This is a genomic window from Stutzerimonas stutzeri, from assembly GCF_024448955.1.
GTDB lineage: Bacteria > Pseudomonadota > Gammaproteobacteria > Pseudomonadales > Pseudomonadaceae > Stutzerimonas > Stutzerimonas stutzeri_AQ.
This window is the reverse complement of sequence record NZ_JAMOIH010000004.1, coordinates 126,722-153,701: the sequence shown is the minus strand read 5'-3', so window position 1 is coordinate 153,701 and position 26,980 is coordinate 126,722. Positions and strand designations below refer to the sequence as shown.

Annotated in this window: 16 protein-coding genes and 1 pseudogene; 10 read left to right on the top strand and 7 right to left on the bottom strand. The window is 59.9% G+C overall.

Going from position 1 to position 26,980, the window contains the following annotated elements:
- Positions 1 to 48 precede the first annotated feature (48 nt).
- On the top strand, positions 49 to 954 hold the full coding sequence (locus NA645_RS05720; RefSeq protein WP_256047945.1) for a LysR substrate-binding domain-containing protein: 906 nt from the start codon (positions 49 to 51) through the stop codon (positions 952 to 954).
- 166 nt (positions 955 to 1,120) lie between these two features.
- Positions 1,121 to 2,344: a PD-(D/E)XK nuclease family protein gene (locus tag NA645_RS05715; protein ID WP_256047944.1), complete on the top strand. Its 1,224-nt coding sequence runs from the start codon at positions 1,121 to 1,123 to the stop codon at positions 2,342 to 2,344.
- Positions 2,345 to 3,595: 1,251 nt separating this feature from the next.
- Here the strand turns inward: NA645_RS05715 and NA645_RS05710 are convergent.
- The 4 genes from NA645_RS05710 to NA645_RS05695 form a co-directional block, all read right to left on the bottom strand.
- Positions 3,596 to 4,396: a HEPN domain-containing protein gene (locus NA645_RS05710; RefSeq protein ID WP_256047943.1), complete on the bottom strand. Its 801-nt coding sequence runs from the start codon at positions 4,394 to 4,396 to the stop codon at positions 3,596 to 3,598.
- Between the two features lie 4 nt (positions 4,397 to 4,400).
- Positions 4,401 to 5,579, bottom strand: coding sequence for a DUF262 domain-containing protein (locus NA645_RS05705; RefSeq protein ID WP_256047942.1), 1,179 nt, complete (start codon positions 5,577 to 5,579; stop codon positions 4,401 to 4,403).
- A 193-nt stretch (positions 5,580 to 5,772) separates the two neighbouring features.
- Positions 5,773 to 7,026: a ribonucleotide-diphosphate reductase subunit beta gene (locus NA645_RS05700; protein ID WP_256047941.1), complete on the bottom strand. Its 1,254-nt coding sequence runs from the start codon at positions 7,024 to 7,026 to the stop codon at positions 5,773 to 5,775.
- Between the two features lie 613 nt (positions 7,027 to 7,639).
- Complete coding sequence (locus NA645_RS05695) at positions 7,640 to 10,531, bottom strand: ribonucleoside-diphosphate reductase subunit alpha (protein ID WP_256047940.1); 2,892 nt, start codon at positions 10,529 to 10,531, stop codon at positions 7,640 to 7,642.
- Between the two features lie 926 nt (positions 10,532 to 11,457).
- On the opposite strand from NA645_RS05695, the gene NA645_RS05690 reads away from it, so the two are divergent.
- Both NA645_RS05690 and NA645_RS05685 read left to right on the top strand, forming a co-directional pair.
- Positions 11,458 to 12,180 (top strand): winged helix-turn-helix domain-containing protein, encoded by a 723-nt coding sequence (locus NA645_RS05690; protein ID WP_256047939.1) that lies wholly within the window; start codon positions 11,458 to 11,460, stop codon positions 12,178 to 12,180.
- Positions 12,177 to 13,778 carry an ATP-binding protein gene (locus NA645_RS05685; RefSeq protein WP_256047938.1) on the top strand — a complete coding sequence of 534 codons (1,602 nt, stop codon included), beginning with the start codon at positions 12,177 to 12,179 and terminating at the stop codon, positions 13,776 to 13,778. The genes NA645_RS05690 and NA645_RS05685 overlap by 4 nt, the downstream gene beginning before the upstream one ends.
- 98 nt (positions 13,779 to 13,876) lie before the next feature.
- On the opposite strand, the gene NA645_RS05680 is transcribed toward NA645_RS05685, so the two are convergent.
- Together NA645_RS05680 and NA645_RS05675 are read right to left on the bottom strand one after the other, a co-directional pair.
- Entirely contained in the window at positions 13,877 to 14,590 is a 714-nt protein-coding gene (locus NA645_RS05680; protein ID WP_256047937.1) for a 4'-phosphopantetheinyl transferase family protein, read from the bottom strand.
- 47 nt (positions 14,591 to 14,637) lie between these two features.
- Positions 14,638 to 15,546, bottom strand: a complete 909-nt coding sequence (locus tag NA645_RS05675; RefSeq protein WP_256047936.1) for an HTH-type transcriptional regulator ArgP — start codon at positions 15,544 to 15,546, stop codon at positions 14,638 to 14,640.
- A gap of 124 nt (positions 15,547 to 15,670) precedes the next feature.
- On the opposite strand from NA645_RS05675, the gene NA645_RS05670 reads away from it, so the two are divergent.
- Positions 15,671 to 16,297 carry a trimeric intracellular cation channel family protein gene (locus NA645_RS05670; protein WP_256047935.1) on the top strand — a complete coding sequence of 209 codons (627 nt, stop codon included), beginning with the start codon at positions 15,671 to 15,673 and terminating at the stop codon, positions 16,295 to 16,297.
- A 113-nt stretch (positions 16,298 to 16,410) separates the two neighbouring features.
- Positions 16,411 to 19,165: pseudogene (locus tag NA645_RS05665) on the top strand (response regulator).
- A gap of 153 nt (positions 19,166 to 19,318) precedes the next feature.
- On the opposite strand, the gene ggt reads toward NA645_RS05665, so the two are convergent.
- Positions 19,319 to 21,112, bottom strand: a complete 1,794-nt coding sequence (gene ggt, locus NA645_RS05660) for a gamma-glutamyltransferase (protein WP_256047934.1) — start codon at positions 21,110 to 21,112, stop codon at positions 19,319 to 19,321.
- 180 nt (positions 21,113 to 21,292) lie between these two features.
- On the opposite strand from ggt, the gene cysM reads away from it, so the two are divergent.
- The 4 genes from cysM to mazG all read left to right on the top strand — a co-directional run bounded on the left by cysM (position 21,293) and on the right by mazG (position 26,957).
- Entirely contained in the window at positions 21,293 to 22,195 is a 903-nt protein-coding gene (gene cysM / locus NA645_RS05655; RefSeq protein WP_256047933.1) for a cysteine synthase CysM, read from the top strand.
- Between the two features lie 33 nt (positions 22,196 to 22,228).
- Positions 22,229 to 23,584, top strand: coding sequence for a 23S rRNA (uracil(1939)-C(5))-methyltransferase RlmD (gene rlmD / locus NA645_RS05650; protein WP_256047932.1), 1,356 nt, complete (start codon positions 22,229 to 22,231; stop codon positions 23,582 to 23,584).
- Positions 23,585 to 23,684: 100 nt separating this feature from the next.
- A complete protein-coding gene (relA, locus tag NA645_RS05645) occupies positions 23,685 to 25,931 on the top strand; it encodes a GTP diphosphokinase (RefSeq protein WP_256047931.1) in 2,247 nt (748 codons plus the stop codon).
- Between the two features lie 195 nt (positions 25,932 to 26,126).
- Entirely contained in the window at positions 26,127 to 26,957 is an 831-nt protein-coding gene (gene mazG / locus NA645_RS05640; protein ID WP_256047930.1) for a nucleoside triphosphate pyrophosphohydrolase, read from the top strand.
- Positions 26,958 to 26,980: the final 23 nt, after the last annotated feature.

Here is a 26,980-nt window from a genome sequence, read left to right as displayed (position 1 = left end):
GGCGACAAACGATCAATATTTCCAGCTACAGATGAGGAAAACTCAGTTATGGCGCACCGCCGGTTACCCTCGCTTTCCGCACTGCGCGCCTTCGAAGCCGCCGCCCGCCATGAGAGCGCCAAGCAGGCCGCAGAAGAGTTGTCTGTCACCGCTACGGCGATTAGCCACCAGATTCGGCTGCTGGAAGAATCCCTCGGCGTCTCGCTGTTTCTGCGCAAGCCACGAAAGCTGGAGCTGACCGCCCAGGGGCGTGAGCTGCAACAAGTGCTGGAAACGGCGTTCGACACCATCAGCACAACGGTCGAACGCCTCAGCGCGAAGCCCTGCCGTCAGGCGATCACCCTCAGCACTACGCCGGCGATAGCGGTCCGTTGGCTGGTGCCCTGGGTCTGCATGCTGCGCGACTCCCATCCGGATATTGATCTGCGCTTCCACACCTCCCATGAGCCGGTCGCGCTGGACGGCGTCACGGCCGATGTCGCTATCCGCTATGGCGATGGCCGCTGGCCGGGGCTGGTAGCCGAGAAGCTGTTCGATAACACCTTCGTCCCGGCCTGCAGCCCATTGCTTGGCTTGCAGGATGTCGCAGAGCTGCCCAAACACTCGTTGATCCACTTCCGCGCCCAAGGTGCTACATCCGCCCCGATTCATTGGGCTTCATGGCAGAAGCTCGCCAACGTGCCAGGGTTGGATGTCAGCGCCGGCTTGGTCTTCTCCGACGAGACCCACGCCATCTCAGCCGCCATCGGCGCGCAAGGAGTGGCCTTGATGAGTCGGCAGTTGATCGAGGATGAACTGAGGGAAGGGCGGCTGGTGCAGCCGTTTGGGCCGGTGATGGAAGGGAAGCCGTTTCACCTCGTATATCCCGAGAGCCGTCGGGATGATCCGACGGTTCTGGCTGTGAGGGATTGGGTGATGGCCGTGCCGGGTGGGTTGTGTGAGGTGGTGGGCTAACGTAGGACCTACCTCGGTGGCAGCCCAAGCTATAAGCACTGCGGACTGCTGGGTCGTTGCTTGGTGAAAGACGCTATCTCGTATCTAAGTAATGCCTAAATGATGGCAATGTTTGCACCGCACTTTATAGTGCGCGCTTAGTCACGGCGGAAAGAACGGTAGCGACATGGATGAAGTAGCGGAGCGCTGTCTAGAGAAATACCGCAGCCTGAAGGCTGATAACGAGCGGCGTAAACAGGATGGGCAGCATGATTACAGCCTGATTGCATCAATGCTCAAGCCGTCGAACGAAGTGTCGCTTCACTCGCGCTTCCTCTGCTCCATGCTCAATCCGAAGGGGCTTCATTATCAAGGCAGCATGTTCCTCGAACTGTTTCTGAAGGAACTACCGGAACAGCCTCGGCACTTCGACCTTGAGCGTGTAACTGTTCTGCGCGAGAAGGACAGCATCGACATTCTGATTCACGACGGCGAGCGTGCACTTATCGTCGAGAACAAGATCGGTGCCCCGGACCAGCGTTACCAAATCAGCCGGTACATCGGTTGCGTTCAGAGAAAGTTGTTCGCCGGCGAGGCGGATCTGTCCGGCCGGGTGGCGGTAATCTATCTGAGCGCCTGGCGCACTCAACCGAGCGATGAATCGGAAAGCTTGGCGGGATTTTCTCTCACCGGGAACCTGCTTCGCTGGGAGGGCTTCGGTAAATCCAAGCCTCATGCTGATCTTCCGGACTTTGGGGAAGACGCGAACGTAGAAATCCCGTTCCATCACGTCCCGTATTTTCCCTCGCTGGTCCGGTGGGCCGAGAGCTGCGCTAAAGAGGCGCCCGTCGGCGGTATCCGAAACGCCTTCGATGAGTACCGCCTAGTCCTGGAAAGGCTGCAAAAACCCAAGTCTTGGAGGAAGGTCATGAGCCTAGATAGTTACGCAATGAGCCTGCGTGATGCGGAACAGCGTGAGATGTATGCCCTCATGGTCGAGTCGCAGACGGCGCTGGATCGGTTCATCGCCGCCAGGCTGTTTGCGGGTCTGAAAGACATGTTCGGCGCAACGGGGTTAATCGGGCACAGCCTTTTTCAGACGCTGGACGAGGATAGCCTGCTCAACTGGCTGACCCAGAAAGGCAAGTCCAAGAACTGGGAGCGCGTCGGATTTATCCTCGATGCGCCGGGGCAGGCGCCGGTTGGGTTCGTCCTGGCCAACGTGTTTGCCTATATGGGCCCGATGGGCGAGGGGTTGCTGTGGGACAAGGCGTGCAGGGATGTCAATCGAATCCACGGGGGAGGGGTTAGGAATCTTCTCCGCACGCAGCCCGACGGGGTGTATCGGTTTCTAGATCACATTCGGAAGCGAGCGAATCAGTGTGGGGTGGGTGGCTCTGCTGGAGGATGAAGCGTAGAACTTGAAAGGAACGAGTTGTTTGATGCAGTAGTTCCGCCCTGCTGGGCGGGTCACTTTTTCCAGTCGCGGAAAAAGTAACCAAAAACGCTTGCCCCTGCATCCGGCCCTGCGCTTCGCTCCGGGTTCGTTCGCTCCATCGCCGTTCAGGGGCACGCCGCGAAGGGCCATCCATGGCCCATCACGGCTCTCGCGGCATCCATGCCGCTCAACCCCTTCCACGTCGATTCCGCTCACCCTTCTGAAAGGGGCGTTGGCGTCGCCTGGTAGTCTCGTGCAAAAGGAACAAAAACAAGCTCATTCTTTCAGGCGACTCGGGCTCCATCCCTAGGAAAGTGTGTCGTAAACGAGGGCGGGTAGGGCCATGAAAATAAATCTGTCCCCTTTTCCGTTAATTTTTAATTATTTTCGGGGCTGCGTATCGCTCGAGAAAGATCTCTTCCAAAGCTTTTCATGTTGAAGTTGTTCTTTGTAGTAATCTTCTCGTCGTACATTGATGTGTATTCCAGGGTAAGCGACAGATCGTGCTCGCTCAAAAATTTGGCTACTTCTAATTGACAGCGTGATGATTCGGCTGATGTTAGTTTTATTAGATGGATCTCTTTATTTATGGGTATGACTGAGCCTCGCGGGATCCATGACTTGGAGAAGCACAAGTCATCGATGCCTATAGATTTAAATGCCTGTTCCCAAATGTCCTTGGATAGTAGATGCTCAGTGCCGTCTATGTTTATCGTTGCTTTATTTAGTATTGCAGGACCGAGTCCGTAATTTGAAATATATATTCCATTTCGCTTGTTGGGTCCTTCAAGGTAAGGCGTGCTTTGAACGTATGGTCTTACGGAGAGACGATTATGCTCCCGTGACGCATAACCTTGCCATGCCGAAACTGCAAGTGCGAAAACTGAAATACTAACCGTCGCTATAGTTCCTAATTTGGTCATTTCGGGCCTTATCTTAAATTTAAATTTTATACAGTTTCTTCGTTAGCCACGAGTGGTTGCCTTATTTTTAACGTGCGTCAAAATTTTATTCAGATTCAGTTCGGAAAGTTATCGGTTTAAGAGAAGTTCGCTTTCGACATGCGGCTCATCCTTGAGCGTGGTGTTGGCGGTAAGTCCGTATCGGTGGATAAGCAAAGCGTTATCCACCCTACGCCATTTCACCCGCCCACACGACGCATCGGCGTTGCGTAGGGTGGAAAACGGCGAAGCCTTTTCCACGCGTCGTTTCCAGGCTACCTCGCTAAGATGTTTCTGTTGTGCAAAGCGTTACTTCATAAAGCGACATGAGATCTCCCATGGCGGTGGCGAGAAGCCGAAGATAATTCACGTAATCCTTAATGGTTGTTGTCGATGGCCACTCAAACTCTCCCGATGGATGAGCTATGCGGTTCCTAATATCCATTAAGTCATTGAGTTTCTTTTTTGCTTTTGATTCTACTTTTGCAGTATCTTGCTCTTCAAAGTGATGTTTGATTGCTGATTGTTCAGATATTCCAGTCCAGATTTTGTCCACTCCGACACGGGAAAACAAATCTGAGAGTGCATCTGCGCGCATGTTTGTTTCAGTGATAGACAGGCATTCATGATTGACTTTGGAGATTCTTGCATTTGGCTCTAGATTTGATGCAAGCGTCGAGACAAACGACCTTACACCATTTTCGGCATGGCCAAACTTTCTTGGGTCAGAGATTATTTTAGCGGTAAAAATAGGAAGATTTGCACGCATTTTTTTGGGAAGTCTTGAGAATTCGCCAGCCCTCGAAACAAGTCTTTGGCATAAATCTTCAAACAGTGTTCGTGTCATTGCTTCAAAGCGTCCGCAGGTATATAGAACTAGAGTTCCAGCTACCAAGGAAAGATTGCCGTGAACACGTTTGGTGCCGTCATGAATGATTAGCGCTTCCGCTATAAACTCTTGCTCGCAGCAAGAGTTTTGCGTTGGAGGGTTCGCGCTGCTAAATTTCTTTAGAGCTTCAATGAAATCTAGCTGACTGCAAATTCTTTCAAGGTCACTGTTGTATTCGAATATGATCGGGTCCATGGTGCTAGCCTATAATTATTTTTTTAGCTAATTCCACTCGATCTTTTATAGACTCGATAGTGTTGCCACGGCCGACTAGTATTTCATAACTTTCCTGATCTGCTAACGCTTGCTCAATTCTTGCGGCTATAGAGGCTGAGTTATCAGACAGGTTGATGTCGGGAAGCTCAGAGGCAGCAACCAGTAAGGCGTCGTATAGTGGTCGGCTTGCCTGGTTGTTGTTTGGTAATAAATGGAAGTCATAGCCGAGTGCGTTCGTAACTCTTTCTAGCGTAGATTCGAAATCCGCACGTAGAGCGTTTATTTCGACCGGCGAGGCCTTACTATAACGCTCCATCGTTTTGTCAAAAACTTGCCGTAAAGATCCCCTAACCTTGTTATTAATCACGTCCCGTACCGAAAAAAATCGTAAAACTAACTCGCAGTCCATCATCGACCGGTACAGTGCGTTTTTTTGCAGGGCAATGGGCGTTTCGTTTTCTTCAGATCCTGTTCTTTGTGGAATGCGCCATAATTTGGTGAATCTATCCCCACGGGATAGCTCATGCAGTGTCTCATTAAATGGTCCAGGGTAAAGCGCATTGCGCATTTCTTGCGCGTTTAGCTTTATTCCACCCGTATTTAGCCTGCGAAATAATATTAGCCTAATATCGAATGACTCGGTGTCTTTCTCGGTTTCGGCTAGTAGCACGACCGCGTTAATAGTCCTTCGAAGAAGACCTCGTTGAATTATTCCAGGAAGATCGGAAAATCTCTTTCCTTGAAGTTCCCCCCAAAATTCGAGCCCTGTTAGCGCATATTTATTATCTAAGAACTCAGAAATTGCCTCTAAGCGTTGACGGCCGTCCATTATTTCGTATTGGTTGTAATCCTTTTCAAAGAGGAATAATGGAGGTATGGGGATGTTCATTAAAAAAGATTCTATAAGCAAAGATTTCTTTTTTCTGTCCCATCTTGCTCGCCGTTGATATCCAGGGGCGATGTCAATATAGTTGTTGTCTTTGATAGAAGAAGTAAGCGTATGTAAGGTGAAATCTAAAGATGTGCGTACAATCCTTATCTGGGTTTCAGCGTATCGCTGGGAAAGTTCTTCATCTGTGAGTTTTTTAAATTCAGGTTGTTCTTCTTCGCTCTCAAACCAAGAGTCAACATCTTCTTCTGATAGTTCATTTATTTTCTGCATACTCAAATCCGTATCAATGCAATTTAGAGACTGTGGTTAGTCTCAATTTATTTTTTATAAATAGAAGCCTGGCATGGTGCTGGATGTGTAAGTAAAAAGTTTTCCATTAAAAAGCCCCGTGCTTTGGCGGGGCTTATTAACTAGAATGCATTCATGATTGTGTATAGGACTAACTTAGTCGGAGTCATATCCATCAATCCCAGCTCAAAGCCCCACCCGTCTGATACTCAATAACCCGCGTCTCAAAGAAGTTCTTCTCCTTCTTCAAGTCCATGATCTCGCTCATCCATGGGAACGGGTTGGTCGTACCTGGATACTCTTCCTTCAAGCCGATCTGCGTCAGGCGGCGGTTGGCGATGAATTTTAGGTAGTCCTCCATCATCGATGCGTTCATGCCGAGGACGCCGCGGGGCATGGTGTCGCGGGCGTATTCGATTTCGAGCTGCGTACCCTGGAGGATCATCTGGGTCGCTTCGTCCTTCATGGCGGCGTCCCACAGGTGTGGGTTTTCGATCTTGATCTGGTTGATCACGTCGATGCCGAAGTTCAGGTGCATGGACTCGTCGCGCAGAATGTATTGGAACTGCTCGGCAGTGCCGGTCATCTTGTTGCGGCGGCCCATGGAGAGAATCTGGGTGAAGCCGCAGTAGAAGAAGATGCCTTCCAGTACGCAGTAGTAGGCGATGAGGTTGCGCAGAAACTCTTTGTCCGTCTCGACGGTGCCAGTCTGGAAGGTCGGGTCGGAGATGGAGCGGGTGTACTTGAGGCCCCAGGAGGCTTTCTTCGCGACGCTCGGGATCTCGTGATACATGTTGAAGATCTCGCCTTCATCCATGCCCAGTGATTCGATGCAGTACTGGTAGGCGTGGGTGTGGATCGCCTCTTCGAAGGCCTGGCGCAGGATGTACTGGCGGCACTCGGGGTTGGTGATCAGGCGGTACACGGCCAGCACGAGGTTGTTGGCGACCAGGCTGTCGGCGGTGGAGAAGAAGCCGAGGTTGCGCTTGACGATGCGGCGCTCGTCCTCGGAGAGACCGTCCGGGGTCTTCCACAGGGCGATGTCGGCGTTCATGTTCACTTCCTGCGGCATCCAGTGGTTGGCGCAACCATCCAGATACTTCTGCCAGGCCCAGTCGTACTTGAAGGGTACGAGCTGGTTGAGGTCAGCGCGGGCGTTGATCATCTGCTTGTCGCCGACGTGAACGCGGGCGGATTCGCCTTCCAGTTCGTCCAGGCCCTCCTGAATGTCGAGGTCGTCCAGGGCCTTCTTGGCGCGGGCGACGGCAGCGGAGTCGTCAGAGGCAACGGCGCGGGCTTCTTCGACGGAGCCGGCGGCGTCTTGGTCGAGCTTGGCCGGAGATTCAGTATTTGCAGCAGCGGCTTGGGGGGCGGCCTGCGCGGTGGCGGTGGTGGTTTCTTCTTCGTCGAATTCGTCCCAGCTCAGCATGGCGGTTTCTCCTGATTGGGGACCGGGTGGTGCCGGTCGGAAGTGTTCGGGTGGCTTTTGGTTGTGCACACAAAAGCTGGTGTTTTGTTGGGGCAGGGTGGTGTCCTGGTCCCTTGGTGTTCTTTTTGGTCGGGGTTTAGGTCCGGCCTTTTGTGTTGTCTTGGAGGGCTTCCCCTCACCCTAGCCCTCTCGCCGGAGGGGCGAGGGGATGGTCGGCGGTTGGCCCGGCCATTTGTGTTGTCTGGTGGAGCTTCCCCTCACCCTAGCCCTCTCCCCAAAGGGGCGAGGGGACTGGTTTGGGGCGGCCTTAGGCTATGCGTTCGCTCGGCTAGTGAGTTGGCTGATAGCGCTTCGCGAGCAAGCTCGCTCCTACAAATTGGTCCGGTCCGCGCAGCGTCCCCGACTGGTTTTCGCGAACAAGGACTAGGCGTCCCCCTCGCTCCTACGAAAAGCGCGCTTTTCAGCAGCAGCTCGGTGTGAGCGCGAAGCTGAGCGAGGCAGCGCTAGGCGTCTGCCAAGTCGGAGCCCCTGAGCGTACAGCTGTACGTGATGGGGGCCGGCTTGGCGGTCAACAATGCGCGGTCCGCTCAGATTCGTGCGTCAGCCAGGCTCCTTATTGGCAGGCTTCGCAGTCTGGTTCATCGATGGCACACGCCTTTGGCACCGGTGCCGGGCCGGCTGCCATTTCCGGCGCTGGCGCGGCTTTCGCCGGAGCAGCGCTGGCGCCGCTGTTGCCACCACTGGACACGGCGTTGAGCTTGCCGGTGTTGACGGTGGACTTCTCAGTGCTGGTCGCGGCCAGGGCACGGAGGTAGTAGGTGGTTTTCAGGCCACGGTACCAGGCCATGCGGTAGGTCACGTCCAGCTTCTTGCCGCTGGCGCCAGCGATGTAGAGGTTCAGCGACTGGGCCTGGTCGATCCACTTCTGGCGGCGGCTGGCGGCGTCGACGATCCACTTGGTTTCCACTTCGAAGGCGGTCGCGTAGAGGTCTTTCAACTCCTGCGGGATGCGCTCGATCTGCTGCACGGAACCGTCGTAGTACTTGAGGTCGTTGATCATGACCGCGTCCCACAGGCCGCGCGCCTTGAGGTCGCGAACCAGGTAGGGGTTGATCACGGTGAATTCGCCCGAGAGGTTCGATTTCACGTACAGGTTCTGGTAGGTCGGCTCGATGGACTGCGACACGCCGGTGATGTTGGCGATGGTCGCGGTCGGCGCGATGGCCATGATGTTCGAGTTGCGGATGCCGTTCTTGACGCGGGCACGTACCGGGGCCCAGTCCAGCGACTCGGAAAGGTCGACGTCGATGTACTTCTGGCCACGCGCTTCGATGAGGATCTGCTGCGAGTCCAGCGGCAGGATGCCCTGGCTCCACAACGAACCCTGGAAGGTCTCGTAGGCGCCACGCTCGTCGGCCAGGTCACAGGAGGCCTGGATGGCGAAGTAGCTGACCGCTTCCATGGACTTGTCGGCGAAGTCGATGGCGGCATCGGAACCGTAGGGGATGTGCTGCAGGTACAGCGCGTCCTGGAAGCCCATGATGCCCAGGCCCACCGGGCGGTGCTTGAAGTTGGAGTTCTTCGCCTGCGGCACGGAGTAGTAGTTGATGTCGATGACGTTATCGAGCATCCGCACGGCGGTGCGCACGGTGCGCTCCAGCTTGGCGGTGTCCAGCTTGCCGTCGACGATGTGGCGCGGCAGGTTGATCGAGCCCAGGTTGCAGACGGCGATCTCGTCCTTGTTGGTGTTCAGCGTGATCTCGGTGCAGAGGTTGGAGCTGTGCACCACGCCGACGTGCTGCTGCGGGCTACGCAGGTTGCACGGGTCCTTGAAGGTCAGCCATGGGTGGCCGGTTTCGAACAGCATGGAGAGCATCTTGCGCCACAGGTCTTTGGCCTGCAGGGTCTTGTAGTTCTTGATCTTGCCGTATTCGATCAGGGCTTCGTAGTACTCGTAGCGCTCCTCGAAGGCCTTGCCGGTGAGGTCGTGCAGGTCCGGTACTTCGCTTGGCGAGAACAGGGTCCACTTGCCGTCGTCGAAGACGCGCTTCATGAACAGATCCGGGATCCAGTTGGCGGTGTTCATGTCGTGGGTACGGCGACGGTCGTCACCGGTGTTCTTGCGCAGCTCGAGGAATTCCTCGATGTCCAGGTGCCAGGTTTCCAGGTAGGCGCAGACCGCGCCCTTGCGCTTGCCGCCCTGGTTGACCGCGACGGCGGTGTCGTTGACTACCTTCAGGAAGGGCACGACGCCCTGGGATTTGCCGTTGGTGCCCTTGATGTAGGCGCCCAGTGCACGCACCGGGGTCCAGTCGTTGCCCAGGCCGCCGGCGAACTTGGAGAGCAGGGCGTTATCGCGGATGGCGTCGTAGATGCCGCCCAGGTCGTCCGGCACGGTGGTCAGGTAGCAGGAGGACAGCTGCGGACGCAGGGTGCCGGCGTTGAACAGGGTCGGCGTGGAGGCCATGTAGTCGAAGGACGACAGCAGGTTGTAGAACTCGATGGCACGGGCTTCGCGGTTTTCTTCCTCGATGGCCAGGCCCATGGCGACGCGCATGAAGAAGATCTGCGGCAGCTCGAAACGCACGCCATCCTTGTGGATGAAGTAGCGGTCGTAAAGAGTCTGCAGGCCGAGGTAGGTGAACTGCTGGTCCTGCTCGTGGTTGATCGCGGCGCCCAGCTTGGCCAGGTCATATTCCTTCAGGCGCGGGTCGAGCAGCTCGAACTGCACACCTTTTTCCACGTAGGCGGGCAGGGCCTTGGCGTAGAGGTCAGCCATTTCGTGATGGGTAGCGGATTCAGCAACTTCCAGGAAGCTCAGGGCTTCGGCGCGCAGGGTGTCCATCAACAGGCGAGCGGTGACGTAGGAATAGTTCGGCTCGCGCTCGACCAGGGTGCGGGCAGTCATCACCAGGGCGGTATTGACGTCGGTCTGCTCGACGCCGTCGTAGAGGTTCTTCAGTGTTTCTTTCTGGATCAGCGCCCCATCGACTTCTTCGAGGCCTTCGCAGGCTTCGGTGATGATGGTGTTCAGGCGGCCCAGGTCCAGCGGTGCCATGCTGCCGTCGGCGCGCTTGATGCGGATGCTTGGATGAGCGTCGACCGGGGTTTCCACCGCGCCACGCTTGCGCTCCTGGCTGCGGGATTCGCGATAGATCACGTAGTCACGCGCGACTTTCTGCTCGCCGGAACGCATCAGGGCCAGTTCGACCTGGTCCTGGATTTCTTCGATGTGGATGGTGCCGCCCGAAGGCATGCGGCGCTTGAAGGTGGCGGTGACCTGCTCGGTCAGGCGCTGCACGGTGTCGTGGATCCGCGACGAGGCGGAGGCATTGTTGCCTTCCACTGCGAGAAACGCCTTGGTGATGGCGACGGTGATTTTGTCATCGGTGTAGGGGACGACCGTACCGTTGCGCTTGATCACGCGCAGCTGGCCCGGCGCAGTGGCGGCCAGGTCCAGCGTGCTGTCGGCGTGTGGGTTCTCGCGAATGGACTCGTTCTGCATGGGGTCTCCGGATTCTCTCTGTCTCTAACGCGTTAGGTGTCAGGCCTGCTTTATGAGCGGCCTTTCTGGAACTACATGTCTCGTATTGCATGAACCATGCCCCGGCGAGCCGGCTCATGGGTAACTCAAAACTGGAAACGATCCGGCACCAGGGGTGGCGAATCGAATGTGCCGAAGCATAGTCAGGCGATGTAAAGATCACAACCTCAAAACACAACATGTAGTGTGATGCGTTTGGCGCATGCGCTACCGCTGGGCTTGAGCAAAATCAACGTTGGACGCGGCAGTATCGCGATCTGCGGCGGCGATCTATCGCGCCAGGCGCGGGCGCGAGCCGGGTACAAAACAAAGCGAATTATTTAGCTTGCTTTTTTCGGCGTTTGTGTCTGGCTGGCTTTTGACACCCAATATATGGGGTGAAAAGCGCCTGGAGCGACACGATAGTGGGGGTTCAGGCACAGCGCAAGGCACCTAAAATGAACAACCTGTGGATAAGATGTGGGTGAGCTGTGCGCGATCGAGGCGCAGCCCGCGCCTTCTCGGGGCTACGCAAGGTTCGGATGAAATGCGTGCCCAAGCGGTCTTTTCAGATGCTTGGCGCTGCCGAGCGCAAACACTATATGTGGTGTTTTGTCAAAGGCGGATTATTGCCTTATGCGGCTTGCGAGACGGGTGATTTGACGGAGCGGGCATGAATGCTGGCCTTTTGCCTGGTGCTCCCTTGAACGCAGAGATGTGAAGGCCACTGCGAAGTAGCCGCTGCCGCGCGTGTAGCTTTCATCGTCGATCGAAACCGGGCCAAACGAAGGCGTTTTCATGGGAGTGGCTACGCCCGGATCGGGCAGGCAAGCGGAGCGCGTTTGCGGCTGCCATCTGCATGTGCCCTGACGCTACAATGCCGGCCGGTGTCTGGGGAGGGCGCGTTGGTGGATCAAGAGTCTTGGAACATCCTGATTGTCGAAGATGACCAGCGGTTGGCCGAGCTGACCCGCGACTATCTCGAGGGTAACGGCTTGCGGGTTTCCATCGAAGGGGATGGCGCCCTGGCGGCCGGACGCATCATCGATGAACGTCCCGACCTGGTGGTGCTCGACCTGATGTTGCCCGGCGAAGACGGCCTGTCTATCTGCCGCAAGGTGCGCCATCGCTATGACGGTCCGATTCTGATGCTGACCGCCCGCGCCGATGATCTCGATCAGGTGCTCGGCCTGGAGATCGGTGCGGACGACTACGTCTGCAAGCCGGTGCGTCCGCGGCTGTTACTGGCCCGGATTCGCGCGTTGCTACGCCGACGTGAAGGCGGGGAGGTTGCCGCGGCGAACAATAGCAAACGGCTGAAGTACGGACCTCTGGTCGTGGACAGCGCGCTGCGCGAGGCCTGGTTGCGAGGCGATGGCATCGAACTGACCGGTGCCGAGTTCGATTTGCTCTGGCTGCTGACCTCCAATCCTGGGCGGATCATGTCCCGGGAACAGATCTTCGCCGAATTGCGTGGCATCGAATACGACGGGCAGGATCGCTCTATAGACGTGCGTATTTCGCGCATTCGCCCGAAGATTGGCGATGACCCTGATCACCCGCGCTTGATCAAAACAGTCCGCGGCAAGGGCTATCTGTTCGTATCCGAAGCGGCTGAAGCGCTGCAGTGAACTCGATCTTCCTGCGCATCTACGGCGGCGTACTCGCCGTGTTGGTGCTCGTCGGACTGCTGGGTGTCGGTGGCGTAAACCTGCTCAACGAGGCGCGCGCCGACCGGCACCGCGAGATGCTTGCCAGCGGGACCTTCCGCCTGATGGCGCACAACATGAGCGGCATGACACCCATCGAGCGGCGCCAGGCAGCCAATCTCTGGGGGCGCTTGCTGGGGATTCCGCTGCGGGTTCGTACGCTGGCAGACGTCAGCCTGGAGAGCCGCCTGGAAACCCGACTCCTGCGCGGACAGGTGCTGGTGGAGCAGATGCGCCCGCATAGCGTGACGGTCTATTCGCTGGTCAGCGCCGAGGATCGTCTGGTGCTGACCGGGGAGGTGGAGCAGCTCAGCGAACAGCTCGCACGCGCGACCATTTACCTGCTGATCGACGAGCTGATCCGCTATCCCGAAACTGAGCAGCCTCAACGTCTTGCAGAACTGAAGAAGGCGCGCGGCTTCGGCTACGAGTTGCAGCTGCTGACCCGTGACAATGCCAGCCTCGATGACGATCAACGTCGCCGGCTGGACGAGGGCGACACAGTAATGGCCTTGGTCCGTGGCGGCGAGGCCGTTCGGGTGTTCGCCGCCATTTCCGGAACGCCCTGGATCATGGCGTTGGGACCGTTGCACCCGATGAACCCTTACCCGCCGCAACTGCTGGTGCTGATTGGCGTGCTGGGGCTGTCGCTCATCGGTCTTACCGTCTACCTGCTGGTGCGGCAACTGGAACGGCGACTGCGTGAAGTGGAAAGCGCCGCCTCGCGCATCGCCGGAGGAAATCTGGAGGCACGTGTGCCGGGTGCCGGGACGGATTCGGTTGGGCGACTGGCGAAGGCGTTCAACGGCATGGCCAGCCATCTGCAGCGCCTCCTTGCCGTCCAGCGGGAAATGGTCAGCGCGGTGGCGCACGAGCTGCGCACGCCGGTCGCGCGGCTACGCTTCGGCCTAGAGATGGCCGGCTCGGCACCGACCGCAGATGCTCGGGCGCGGTATCTCGCAGACATGGATGGCGATATCGATGACCTCGATCGTCTGGTGGACGAAATGCTGGTCTATACGCGCCTCGAGCGCGGATCGCCCGATCTCACCTTTCAATCGGTCGATCTAAGCGCTTTGGTCGATCAGGTGATCGGAGAGCTGGCACCGCTGCGGCCTGACGTTCTGGTCGAGCGCGGGCCTTGCGTGACGGCTGAAGACGGTTCCAGCGTCGCCGAGGCCGAGTTTCATTACCTGCGTCGCGCCTTGAGCAACCTGATCACCAACGCCATGCGCCACGCGGCAACGCGGGTTCAGGTGAGCTTCATCATTGATGCCGAGCGCGCGCATCTGGTGGTCGACGACGATGGTCCGGGTGTGCCGGAAGAGGCCTGGGAGAAGGTCTTCGCGCCGTTCATGCGTTTGGACGACAGTCGCACACGTGCCTCCGGCGGGCATGGGTTGGGACTATCGATCGTCAGGCGAATCTCTTACTGGCACGGCGGCCGCTCGCAGATCGGCCATAGCGAGTTGGGTGGCGCGCGCTTCAGCCTGGTCTGGCCGCGCAGGCGGCCGGAGTAAGTCACGACGCCTTGGTGCGAATCGATAGCGGTTCACTTGTAGGATGGGTGAAACCCATCAAGCCGGGGGCGACGGACTCCACCTCTAATAGCGCGCCATCAGGCCGGAATGCTGACCAGGCTCAGCAGATAATCGTCGAACTGCACGAACTGACCGTTTAGTTCGGCACCGGCTTTCCACTCGTCCGAGAGATCATTGAGCAGGCGCAGGCGGGCGTGGCCGCTGCTGTCGTGATGGATCAGCTCGGCTTCCTGAAAGTAAAAGCGCGTTTTCACCAGCGGATAGAGCGCTTTGAACAGGCTCTCTTTGATGGAAAAGGTCAGCGTCACGCGCAGCGCTCGCTGTGAGTCGTCCAGCGCTGCGTAGCCTTCCAGTTCACGCGGCGTGAGGATCTCTCCGGCCAAACGGTCGGCGCGGGTGACCGGCAGACGTTTTTCCACATCAAGCCCGAGCCCGCGCCAGAGTTCGCTTCTCGCTGCGACCACTGCGGCCCAGCCGGCGCCATGGGTAATGGAGCCCACCACGCCGGTCGGCCAGCAAGGCGATCGATCCTCGCCGACGGCAGGAATGCCCGGTACGCCGGTCACCCTGCGCAGGGCCTCGTAGGCGCAGATGCGTCCGGCGAGAAATTCGGTTTGGCGTTTGCTCACCGCGGCCATCGCTGGCAGGCCCCAGCGGTCGAAGTCTTCGGGATCGAGTAGCTGGGGATCGAAGCGGGTGCTGAGCAGGTGCACGCCGGGGAGGGCGCGCGGGAGTGGCCAATGTTCGCTCAGGGGGGAGCAACAGGCGGGATGTAGGGGCGGGCGGTTCATGGGCGCTAGTGTGCCTCAAGCGTCGATACGAGCGCAGTGCCGACGCATCATGACCGTGGCTCGGTCGGTCGCGCGAGGATCATAGGCGCCGCTTCGATGATCTGCCGCGACAGGTTTTCCATCCGTGGCGACTGCACTTTCCAGGTGTGCCAGTACAGCGGAATATCCAGCGGCGCCTCGGCAGCCAGATCGACTACTTCACCTTGCGCCAGCGCATCGTGCAGCAGTAGTTCCGGGACCATGCCATAACCCAGGCCATAGCGGATCGCGCTGAAGTGGGGCTCGGCGCCGGGCACGTAATGGCAGGGATACGCACGCTCCGGCAAACCCAGTTGGCGCAGCAGGAAAGACGAGGAGAGACGATCCTTGCGGGTATAGGCGACCACGGGCGCCTTGCGCGCGGCATTGCGATTCAGTCCGTTGGGAAAGTACCTTTGGCGAAACCCGCTGGAGGCCACCAGGCGATAACGCATGCTGCCCAGCGGGCTCGCGGTGCAGCCGCGCATGGGTTTGGGTTCGGTGCTGATGCAGCCGATTGCCAGGCCGGTTTCCAGGAGATTGTAGGTGTGATCCTGGTCTTCGATGGTCAGGTCCAGCAGGACGCGCTCGCGAATCAGCACCTCGGCCAGCGCCGGGAAGAACCAGGTTCCCAGACTGTCGGAATTGAGCGCGGCGACCACCATCAGCGGCGCGTCGCTGCGCTCGTCCAGGTCCGCCAGCAGGTCGGCTTCGAGCATGCTGGCGCGCTTGAGGTATTGCAGCAGACGCTGGCCGGTCTCGGTGGGGCGGCACGGTCGGCTGCGCACCACCAGCGCGTTGCCCAGCGCACTTTCCAGGGCGCGAACCCGCTGTGAAATCGCCGGTGGCGTCAGGTGCAGGCGCAGCGCCGCCTGTTCGAAACTGCCGGCATTGATGACGGCGCGGAAGGCTTCGGTCTGCTTCGGATCAAGATTCAAGCTGCGTCTCTCGGATTAAGTAAATATTTGTATAGCCTACTTTTACTTAGCTATGCCAATTAAGTTCGCGTCTGCCCCATAATTGCGCATCTTCTGCCTGTCCCGCCCTGTTTGGAGTTGCCCCGTGACGTTGTTGCACATCATCTATCTGGTCGCCATCACTGCTGAAGCCATGTCCGGCGCGATCATGGGCATGCGTCGCGGCATGGATCTGTTCGGTATCTGCGTGCTGGGCACGGTGACAGCGCTGGGCGGCGGCACGGCGCGCGACGTACTGCTCGGCCACTACCCGATCGGCTGGATCGCCAATCCCGAATACCTCGGCTTCACGGTCGGCGCGGCGATCGTCACGGCGATGGTTGCACGGCACATGCATCACCTACGGCAGGTATTCCTGTTGGTCGACGGCCTGGGCCTGGTGGCTTTCACGGTGATCGGTTGCGGCGTGGCGATGGAAATGGATGTGCATGTGTCGATCGTCGTGCTGGCTGGTGTGATCACTGGCGTATTCGGCGGGCTGTTGCGCGACATCCTGTGCAACGAAGTGCCGATGGTGCTGCAGCGCGAGCTGTACGCCACGGTGGCGTTGTTCACGGGTGTGCTTTACGTTGGTCTGCTGTGGCTGGGTGTCACTAACTCCATCGCCTCGGTTGCCGCGCTCTGTGCCGGTTTCCTGTTCCGGGTCCTGGCGATGACCTTCCAATGGAAGCTTCCCGATTTCCAGGGCCGCGACATCCGCGGTCTGGATTGATGGCGGGCTGATCCGGTGAACGTCCCACGCTCCGTCGCCAGGCGGCTCTGGTAGGCAGATTCCCTTGTGGCGAGCCGCTACACTAGCGGCCTTGCGATAGAGGGGATGGATCCGTGCTGAGAGACCTGGGAATCAAGAGTCGTGTGCTGGCGCTGATATTGCTGCCCAGCACGGTGCTGGCCGTTGCGCTTGGCGTCTATTTCACCTTGATGCAGCTGTCGGAAATGCGCCACCAGCTCGACGAGCGCGGGCAGCTCATCGCCAGGCAGCTGGCGCCACTGGCAGCGCCGGCCATGGCGCAGGGATATGGCAAGCGGCTGCAGCGGATCCTCAATCAGGTTCTGGACCAGCCCGACGTCCGCGCCGTTTCGATCCTCGATACCGAGCGCAACCTGCTGGCCCACGCCGGGCCGAACATGGTCACCCCTTCACCACCGACCGACCCCGAGGCCCTGACCCAGGTCAGCAGCATCGACACCACGCGCATTCTCCTGCCGGTACTCGGCAAGCATCTGAATCTCGCTGAAGACAATCCCAGCAACGACCTCCGCCAGATCGGCTGGCTGGAGCTCGAACTGTCGCACCAGGGCACCTTGCTGCGCGGTTATCGCAGCCTGTTCACCAGTTTGCTGTTGATTGGCGCCGGGCTGATCATCACCGCGCTGCTGGCGCTGCGCATGAGCACCGCGATCAGCAAGCCGCTGCACAAGGTCAAGGTCGCCGTGGCGCAACTCAAGGACGGTTATCTGGAGACTCGGCTGCCTGCTCTCGGCAGTCACGAAATGGACGAGGTCGCGGCGGGCATCAATCGCATGGCCGAGGCGCTGCTCAGCGCCCGCGAAGAGTTGCAACAGAGCATCGACCAGGCCACCGAGGACGTGCAGCAGAACCTCGAAACCATCGAAATCCAGAACATCGAACTGGACCTGGCGCGTAAAGAGGCGCTGGAGGCCAGCCGGATCAAATCCGAATTCCTCGCCAACATGAGCCACGAGATCCGCACACCGCTCAATGGCATCCTCGGCTTCACGCATCTGCTGCAGAAAAGCGACCTTACCCCGCGTCAGCAGGACTACCTGTCGACTATCGAAAAGTCCGCCGACAGTTTGCTGGGCATCATCAACGAGATCCTCGATTTCTCGAAGATCGAAGCCGGCAAGCTGGTGCTCGACAGTGTTCCGTTCAACCTGCGCGACCTGATCGAGGACACTCTGACCATCCTTGGCCCGGCGGCACATGCCAAGCAGCTGGAACTGGTCAGCCTGGTCTATCGCGACACGCCAGTTGTCACTGGTGGGCGATCCGCTGCGGCTCAAGCAGGTGCTGACCAATCTGGTCAGCAACGCCATCAAGTTCACCAACGAAGGCACGGTCGTCGTTCGCGCCATGGTCGAGGACGAGCGCTCCGATCGCGCGCAGCTTCGCATCAGCGTGCAGGACACCGGTATCGGCCTGACCGATCAGGACCTGCGCGCGCTGTTTCAGGCCTTCAGCCAGGCGGATAACTCGCTCTCGCGCCAACCGGGCGGTACTGGCCTCGGGCTGGTGATATCCAAGCGTCTGATCGAGCAGATGGGTGGGGAAATCGGGGTCGACAGCATTCCGGAGGAGGGCTCCGAATTCTGGATCAGCCTGAGCCTGCCCAAGGCCCGCGACGACATCGAGGATCTGCCACGCGCCGCGCTGCTGGGCCGGAAGATCGGCGTGCTGGAGCAGCACCCACTGGCACGCCAGGCCTTGCAGCATCAACTGGAAAGCTGCGGCCTGGACGTGTTGCCGTTCGATTCCCTGGACCAGCTGCAAGCGGCGGTGGCTACCGCGCAAACGAGTGAAACGCCCATCGAAATCGCCGTGCTTGGCGTGACCCATCGCGAGATCGCGCCTCAGCAACTCTGCCAGCGGTTGTGGGAGTTCGAAGGGCTGGGCTGCAAATGCATCGTGCTTTGCCCGACCAGCGAACAGGCGCAGTATCACGAAGCCCTGCCCGAATCCCACACGCATACCCAACTGCAAAGCAAACCGTCCTGCACGCGCAAGCTGCAGCGGGTCCTGCTCGATCTGCTGCGTCCGCAACAGCCATTGATCGAGAGCCTGGCGATGCCCGAGACGCGCCCACCGCGCGTGCTCTGTGTCGATGACAACCCGGCCAACCTGTTGCTGCTCGAAACCCTGCTGACCGATATGGGCGGTGATGCCGAGGCGGTCAGCAGTGGCCAGGAAGCGCTCGAAGTGGTCAAACGTCAGCCGTTCGATCTGGTGTTCATGGACGTGCAGATGCCCGGCATGGATGGGCGCCAGACCACCGAGGCGATTCGCCGGTGGGAGGAGGACAGCGGCCAGCCGCCGATGCCGATCATCGCGCTGACCGCCCATGCGCTATCCAACGAAAAGCGCTCGCTCCTGCAGAGCGGCCTAGACGATTACCTGACCAAGCCCATCAGCGAACGCCAGCTGGCTCAGGTGATATTGAAGTGGACGGGCTTGCCGCTGTCGCGCAGCTTTCTCGCCGCGCCTGCCGATATGGCGGTAGCGGATAACAACCTGAAGGTACTGGATGCTGAGGAAGGCTTGCGTCTGGCAGCCGGTAAGGCCGATCTTGCGGCTGACATGATGAGCATGCTGTTGGCCTCTCTGGAAGACGATCGCCGGGCAATCAGGACGGCGCGTGAGGTGAACGACCGACAGGCGATGATTGACCGCGTACACCGATTGCACGGCGCCACGCGTTATTGCGGGGTTCCACAGTTACGCGCGGCCTGCGAGCGTAGCGAGACACTGCTGAAACAGAACCACCCGAGCGCCGCGCATGCGCTGGATGAACTAGATGGTGCCATCGAGCGGCTGGCGCGCGAGGCGCAGGTTTTTTAGGGGCTGTTGCCGCTTCAACGCAAAAACAGACTCCGGCGCGACCGCGTATGGAGCGGCAACACACCCAACCTAAAGGCTTCGGCTTTCACATCAGAGCGGGCCCCGTGCAACCCGCTTTGTGTTCAGCCTTTCAGCGCTTTTAACTTCTTTGCCTTACTCCCCCATCACCACACCTTCACGCCTCGGATCGGCGCCGCCGAACCAGCCGCTGTCGGTGCGCTGGATAGCCTGCAGGCCGCTGGTCATGTCTGTCTCATTGACCTCATGGCCGCGTGCTTCCAGTGACTCCACCGTGATAGCCGGGAAGCGTCCGGCTTCGAGTACAGTCGGGCCGTTGAAACTCCCGAAGTTCGGCAGGTCGATCGCCCGTTGCGCATCCAGCCCCCAGCCGTACATGCCCAGCAGGGCCTTCGCCGTGAAATGGATGATGGCCGCGCCGCCGGGCGAACCGACACTGGCAAGCAGGCGATCGCCTGCGGCATCGAACACCAGCGTGGGGCTCATGCTCGAACGCGGACGCTTGTTCGGCTCGACCCGGTTGGCTACCGGCTTGCCCTGGGAGTCCCGTGGCTCGAAGGCGAAGTCGGTGAGTTCGTTGTTCAGCAGGTAGCCGCCGGGCAGGCCGGTCCCGCCGTCGTTGAGCAGACGCGAGCCGAAGGCCTGTTCGATGCTGGTGGTCATCGCCAGCGCGTTGCCCTGACCGTCGACGATGCTGATGTGGCTGGTGCCGTACTCCGGCTGCTCGGGCTGAGGCGCGAACGAGACGGGCATCGTTCCCGGTTCGCCTGCTTTTGCAGTCCCCATGCTGCGCGTGCCGATCAGTTCGGCGCGCTGTTTGAGGTACTTGGGCGCGAGCATGCTGTTCCATGTCCGCCCCGGTACCGGTGCGAAATCGGGGTCGGCGATGTATTTGGCGCGATCCGCGTAGGCCAGGCGTGCGGCTTCGGTGTAATGGTGCAGGAACTCCGCCGACGGCACGCCCTGATCCAGCGCCGGTAGCGGCGACAATTGCTCCAGGATTCCAAGAATCTGCATCTGGGTGATATGCCCGGATGAGGGCGGTGGAAAGCCACAGACCTGATAGTTCTGCTGCCAGAGATTGCACAGCGGATCGCGTTGGCGCGGTTTGTAGACTTCCAGGTCGCTCAGGGTCATGGCTCCGGCGTTCTGGTGCTCGTTCACCTGCCGCACCAGCGCCTGGGCGTTGGCGCCGCGATAGAAGGCATCGCTGCCGTTCTCGGCGATGTTGCGCAGCAACTCGGCGAGGGCCGGGTTGCGCAGGCGATGGCCAACGGGCCAGGGCGAGCCGTCTGGCTGGTAGTAGAAGGCGGCGGCGGGCGGGTTGTCGCGAAGCGCCGGGTCGCTTTCAAGCAACCGGTGCAGCCGCGGGCTGATTTCAAAGCCGTCCTCGGCGAGGCGGATGGCCGGTTGCAGCAGCTCTCGCCAGGGCAAGGTGCCGTATTGCTGGTGCGCCTGTTCGAGCATCTTCACGATGCCTGGCACTCCCACCGAGCGGCCACCGACGACCGCCTGCTGAAAATCCATGGGTGTGCCATCGGGCTTCAAGAACAGCGCTTCGTCGACGGCTGCTGGCGCGGTCTCGCGGCCATCCAGCGCGATTACGTTCTCGCCATCCCAATGCAGCAGAAAGGCGCCGCCGCCGATGCCGCTGGATTGCGGCTCGACCAGGGTCAGCACCATCTGCACGGTGACTGCAGCATCCATCGCGCTGCCTCCCGCCTTGAGAATCCGATAGCCCGCTTCGGTGGCCAGCGGATTGGCTGCGGCCACGGCAAAGCGTTCGGTGGCCCAGCCGGGTTTGGCGGTGTAACCACTGGCGCCTTCGGGTGCCGGTGGTGTCTGGCTGGATGAACCGTCCGGGCTGGAACAGGCAGTCAGGCTGGCAAGGAAAAACGTGAAGACCAGTGCGGCAGGTCCGACGGGCATGAGTGAGTTCCTTACGAAGGGCGATAGGTATAGAGCTAGACCACTGACAACTATCTGCCAAGCTTGATCGCTGCGTTTCGCTCATCGCGGTATGCGCTGGCTAAGCTGGGCGGTCTGCCCGTGTCCGGTGGTTGTCGGTATCATGTGCGCCTTCCAAATGCCGCTCGGTTCATCGACGCCATGACAATTCAGTACCCGACCATTGCCGATTGCGTCGGCAACACCCCCCTGGTTCGCCTGCAGCGGCTGCCTGGCGAAACCTCCAACACCATTCTGGTCAAGCTCGAAGGCAACAATCCGGCGGGCTCGGTGAAAGATCGCCCCGCATTGTCGATGATTGCGCGCGCCGAAGCGCGCGGTGATATCAAACCCGGCGATACGCTGATCGAAGCCACCTCCGGCAACACCGGCATCGCATTGGCGATGGCGGCGGCGATCAAGGGTTACAAATTCATCCTGATCATGCCGGACAACTCCAGCGCCGAACGCAAGGCGGCGATGACGGCATACGGCGCCGAGCTGATCCTAGTGACGAAGGAGGAGGGCATGGAGGGCGCCCGTGACCTGGCGGTGAAGATGGCCGCCGAAGGCCGCGGCAAGGTGCTCGACCAGTTCGCCAATGGCGACAATCCCGAAGCGCATTACAGCAGCACCGGCCCGGAACTCTGGCAGCAGACCGGCGGTGGCATCACTCATTTCGTCAGCTCCATGGGCACCACCGGGACCATCATGGGCGTGTCGCGCTACCTCAAGGAGCAGAACCAGGCCGTCCAGATCATCGGCCTGCAGCCCATGGAAGGCGCGGCGATCCCCGGTATTCGCCGCTGGCCGCAAGAGTACCTGCCGAAGATCTATCAGGCCGAGCGTGTGGACCGTGTCGTCGACATGTCTCAGGCGGAGGCTGAAGACGTCATGCGGCGCCTGGCCCGCGAAGAGGGCATCTTCTGCGGCGTATCCTCAGGCGGTGCAGTGGCTGCCGCCTTGCGTCTGTCGCAGGAAGTCGAGAACGCGGTAATTGTCGCGATCATCTGTGACCGTGGCGACCGCTACCTGTCGACGGGCGTTTATGACCAGCCCAACTGATCGGAACGTGCGCGCGCGGAGCGGTATTCGCTGATGGCCAAACGCAGCGGAGGCTTGCGCTTCCAGCCCAGTGGTGGCGAGAAGAAACCACAGATCCCGACCGGTAAGAAGCAGCGGCTGAACATTCAGCGCCTGGCCAACGACGGCCGCGGCATTGGCTTCGTTGACGGTCGCACCTGGTTTGTCGAAGGCGCCTTGCCCGACGAAGAGGTCGAGGCGCGTGTACTGGCAGCGCGTAGCCAGATAGTCGAAGCCCGCAGCGAGCGGGTGCTGAGCACCAGCGCCCGTCGTCGTTTAGAACCGTGCCCTCATGCGCGGGTTTGCGGTGGTTGCAACCTGCAGCACCTGGGCGCGACTGATCAGCTCGAACTCAAGCAGCGCAGTCTCGCCGAGCAGCTGTCGCGGCTGGCCGGCATCGAACCTCAGGTCTGGGCGGCACCCTTGAGCGGGCCGGAGTTTGGCTATCGTCGTCGCGCCCGGCTGGCGGTGCGCTGGGACAACAAGGCCAGACGACTGGACGTTGGCTTTCGCGCCAGCGCCAGTCAGGACATCGTTTCCATTCGTGAATGCCACGTGCTGGTACAGCCTTTGCAGTCGATTCTGCCGGCGTTGCTGGCGGTGTTGCATGAGCTGGATAAACCGCAGGCGATCGGTCATGTGGAGCTGTTTAGCGGTACCGCCGAAGCGGTGCTGGTGCGCCATACCGCTGTGCTGATAGAGACGGACCTGCAGCGCTTGAAGGCATTTGCCCAGGCACACGACGTACAGCTCTGGTTGCAGGGCCAAGGTCAGCCGCAGCCGCTGGAACATACGTATGCGTTGGGTTACCGATTGCCGGCCTGGGATCTGGAGCTGGCCTGGAGACCAGGCGATTTCGTTCAGGTCAACGCGCCGGTGAACGAGGCGATGGTGGCGCAGGCCTTGGAATGGCTGGCGCCGGAAACGGGTGAGCGGGTGCTGGATCTGTTCTGCGGGTTGGGCAACTTCGCCTTGCCGTTGGCGCGTAACGGAGCGCAGGTGGTGGCGGTCGAGGGTGTTGCCGAGATGGTCGAGCGCGCCCGCACCAATGCGGCGCACAACGGTCTGGTCAATGCGCACTTTTATCAGGCGGACCTGTCGAAGCCGCTTGTCGAAGCGCAGTGGGCCAAAGAGGGTTTCGCGGCCGTGTTGCTGGACCCGCCGCGTGACGGCGCGTTCGAAATCGTTCGGCAAATGACGACTTTAGGCGCACGGCGCGTGGTTTATGTTTCGTGCAACCCTGCGACGCTGGCACGCGATGCCGCCGAGTTGGTTCGCCAGGGCTATCAGCTCAAGCGAGCCGGCGTGCTGGACATGTTTCCGCAAACGGCGCACGTCGAGGCCATGGCGCTCTTCGAGCGTTCGCCATAGCAGCAGATTTTTGACAGGCAAACGGCCTGTGGTTCAACCGACCGACTCCCAGAAAGTCGGCGTATTCGACGCAAATACTGCGTAGAGGGAAGGTAAATAGATGGTCCAGGTCAGAGCGCTTCAGCCGATCAACACCGACGGCAGCATCAACCTCGAAGGCTGGCTCGATCATGTGCTCGGGTTGGACCCGGCACTCGACCGCGACGCACTCAAGCAGGCCTGCGAATTCGCCCGAGCGGCGGAGCAGCAGGCCAATGCGGCACAGAATCTGTGGAGCGAAGGCACCTCCAGTTACCTGGCAGGTCTGGAAATCGCAGAGATACTTGCTGATCTCAAGCTCGATCAGGACAGCCTGGTGGCCGCGGTGATCTACCGCGGCGTGCGTGAAGGCAAGATCCAGCTGGCGGAGGTGCATCAGCAGTTCGGCCCGGTGGTGGCCAAGCTGATCGAAGGCGTGCTGCGTATGGCTGCTATCAGCGCCAGCCTCAACCCGCGCGAGTCGCTGGTGCTGGGCACTCAGACCCAGGTGGAAAACCTGCGCAAGATGCTGGTGGCCATGGTCGACGACGTGCGCGTCGCGCTGATCAAACTGGCCGAGCGGACCTGCGCCATCCGCGCGGTGAAGAACGCCGACGATGACAAGCGCCATCGTGTCGCCCGCGAAGTGTTCGACATCTACGCGCCGTTGGCGCATCGCCTGGGCATCGGTCATATCAAATGGGAGCTGGAGGACCTGTCCTTCCGCTATCTCGAGCCTGAGCAGTACAAGCAGATCGCCCAGTTGCTGCATGAGCGCCGCCTGGACCGCGAGCAGTACATCGATAACGTGGTTCAGCAGTTGCAGGACGAACTGAACGCCGCCGGTATCAACCCGGAAATCGATGGCCGCGCCAAGCACATCTATTCCATCTGGCGGAAGATGCAGAAGAAGGGCCTGCAATTCAGCCAGATCTACGACGTTCGCGCCGTACGGGTGCTGGTGCCAGAAATTCGCGACTGCTACACCGCGCTGGGTATCGTGCATACCCTCTGGCGGCATATTCCCAAGGAATTTGACGACTACATCGCCAACCCCAAGGAGAACGGCTACCGCTCGCTGCACACCGCTGTGCTCGGCCCAGAGGGCAAGGTGTTGGAGGTGCAGATCCGTACCGTGGCCATGCACGAGGAGGCGGAGTTGGGGGTTTGCGCCCACTGGCGCTACAAGGGTACGGACGTCAACTCCAGTTCCAACCACTACGAAGAAAAGATCGCCTGGCTGCGGCAGGTGCTCGAATGGCACGAGGAACTGGGCGATATCGGCGGTCTGGCCGATCAGTTGCGCGTGGATATCGAACCGGACAGGGTCTATGTGTTTACCCCGGATGGTCATGCCATCGACCTGCCCAAGGGTGCCACGCCGCTGGATTTCGCCTATCGCGTACACACCGAAATAGGCCACAACTGCCGCGGCGCCAAGATCAACGGGCGCATCGTGCCACTCAACTACAGCCTGCAGACCGGCGAGCAGGTGGAAATCATCACCAGCAAGCAGGGCTCGCCGAGCCGCGACTGGCTGAACCCGAACCTGGGCTACATCACCACCTCGCGCTCGCGGGCGAAGATTGTCCATTGGTTCAAGCTGCAAGCCCGCGACCAGAACGTTGCGGCGGGCAAGGCATTGCTCGAACGCGAACTGGGCCGTCTCGACCTGCCGCCGGTGGATTTCGACAAGGTGGCGGAAAAGGCCAACCTGAAGAGCGCCGAAGATATGTTCGCCGCCCTCGGCGCTGGCGATCTGCGTCTGGCTCAGTTGGTCAATCACGCGCAGCAGTTGGTGGAGCCGGATGGCCACGCCGCCGATCAGCTCGAACTCATCCCTCGCCGTCCCACCAGCACCAAGCCCGGCAAACGTGGCGACGTACAGATCCAGGGCGTCGGCAACCTGCTCACACAGATGGCCGGCTGCTGCCAGCCGCTGCCGGGCGACCCCATCGTCGGCTACATCACGGTCGGTCGTGGGGTCAGCATTCACCGTCAGGATTGTGCTTCGGTGCTGCAATTGGCCGGGCGCGAGCCGGAGCGGATCATCCAGGTCAGCTGGGGTCCGATCCCGGAGAAAACCTACCCGGTGGATATCATCATCCGTGCCTACGACCGTGCCGGCCTACTGCGCGATGTCTCGCAGGTGCTGCTGAACGAGCGAATCAACGTACTGGCCGTCAATACCCGCTCGAACAAGGAAGACAGCACGGCGCTGATGACACTGACCATTGAAATCCCGGGGCTGGGTGCGCTGGGGCGGTTGCTGGGACGGGTATCGCAGCTGCCGAATATTATCGAGGCGAAGCGCCAAAGAGCTACGTAAGGCACAAGGCCGGGGGCGTCGCCGGTCGCGTCACGGTGGATGGGTGAAGCGTCATCCACCCTACAATTGACCTGACTCCGTAGGGTGGATGTCGCTTTTTTACATCCACCATGATGAGGCGCCGATGGATGGGTGAAGTGTCAGCCACCCTACATTGGCCCCAACTTCGATCTCCCAGCTTTCACCGAGGAATACATGTACCAGCTCAACGACCTGCTGCATCTGATGGCTCGGCTGCGTGATCCGCAGCATGGCTGCCCGTGGGACTTGCAGCAGGACTACGCCAGCATCGTGCCGCATACGCTCGAAGAAGCTTACGAGGTGGCTGATGCCATCGAGAGCGGTGACTTCGATCATCTGCCCGGCGAGCTGGGCGATCTGCTGTTTCAGGTCGTCTATTACAGCCAGCTGGCGAAGGAAGAGGAGCGGTTCGAGTTCGCCACGGTGGTCGATGCCATCACCCGCAAGCTGATCCGCCGCCATCCCCATGTGTTTCCCGACGGCGATCTGTATGGGTCCCCCGAGCTGCCGCGCCTCGACGAGGCGGCGATCAAGCATCGCTGGGAGGAGATCAAGGCCGAGGAGCGCGCCGAGAAAGCGGCCGAGCCGGAGCAGCTGTCGTTGCTCGACGACGTACCCGGCGCGCTGCCGGCGCTGAGCCGTGCCGCCAAACTGCAGAAGCGCACGGCCCAGGTCGGTTTCGACTGGCCCGATGCACTGCCGGTGGTGGACAAGGTGCGTGAGGAGCTGGACGAAGTGCTCGAAGCCATGAGCGAGAACGATCCCGAGGCCATTGCCGAAGAGATCGGCGACCTGCTGTTTGTGACGGTCAATCTGGCGCGCCACCTCAAGGTCGATCCCGAGAATGCCCTGCGTGCGGCCAATCGCAAGTTCGAGCGGCGCTTCCGCTTCATTGAGCAGGCCTTGCACGATGCCGGTCGGCCCATCGAGGAGTGCGGCCTGGATGAGCTCGACGCGCTTTGGGGCGAAGCCAAGAAAGCCGAGCAGTCGCCTTCCTGCGGTTAGCCGCGAGTGACTTTTCAATAGGG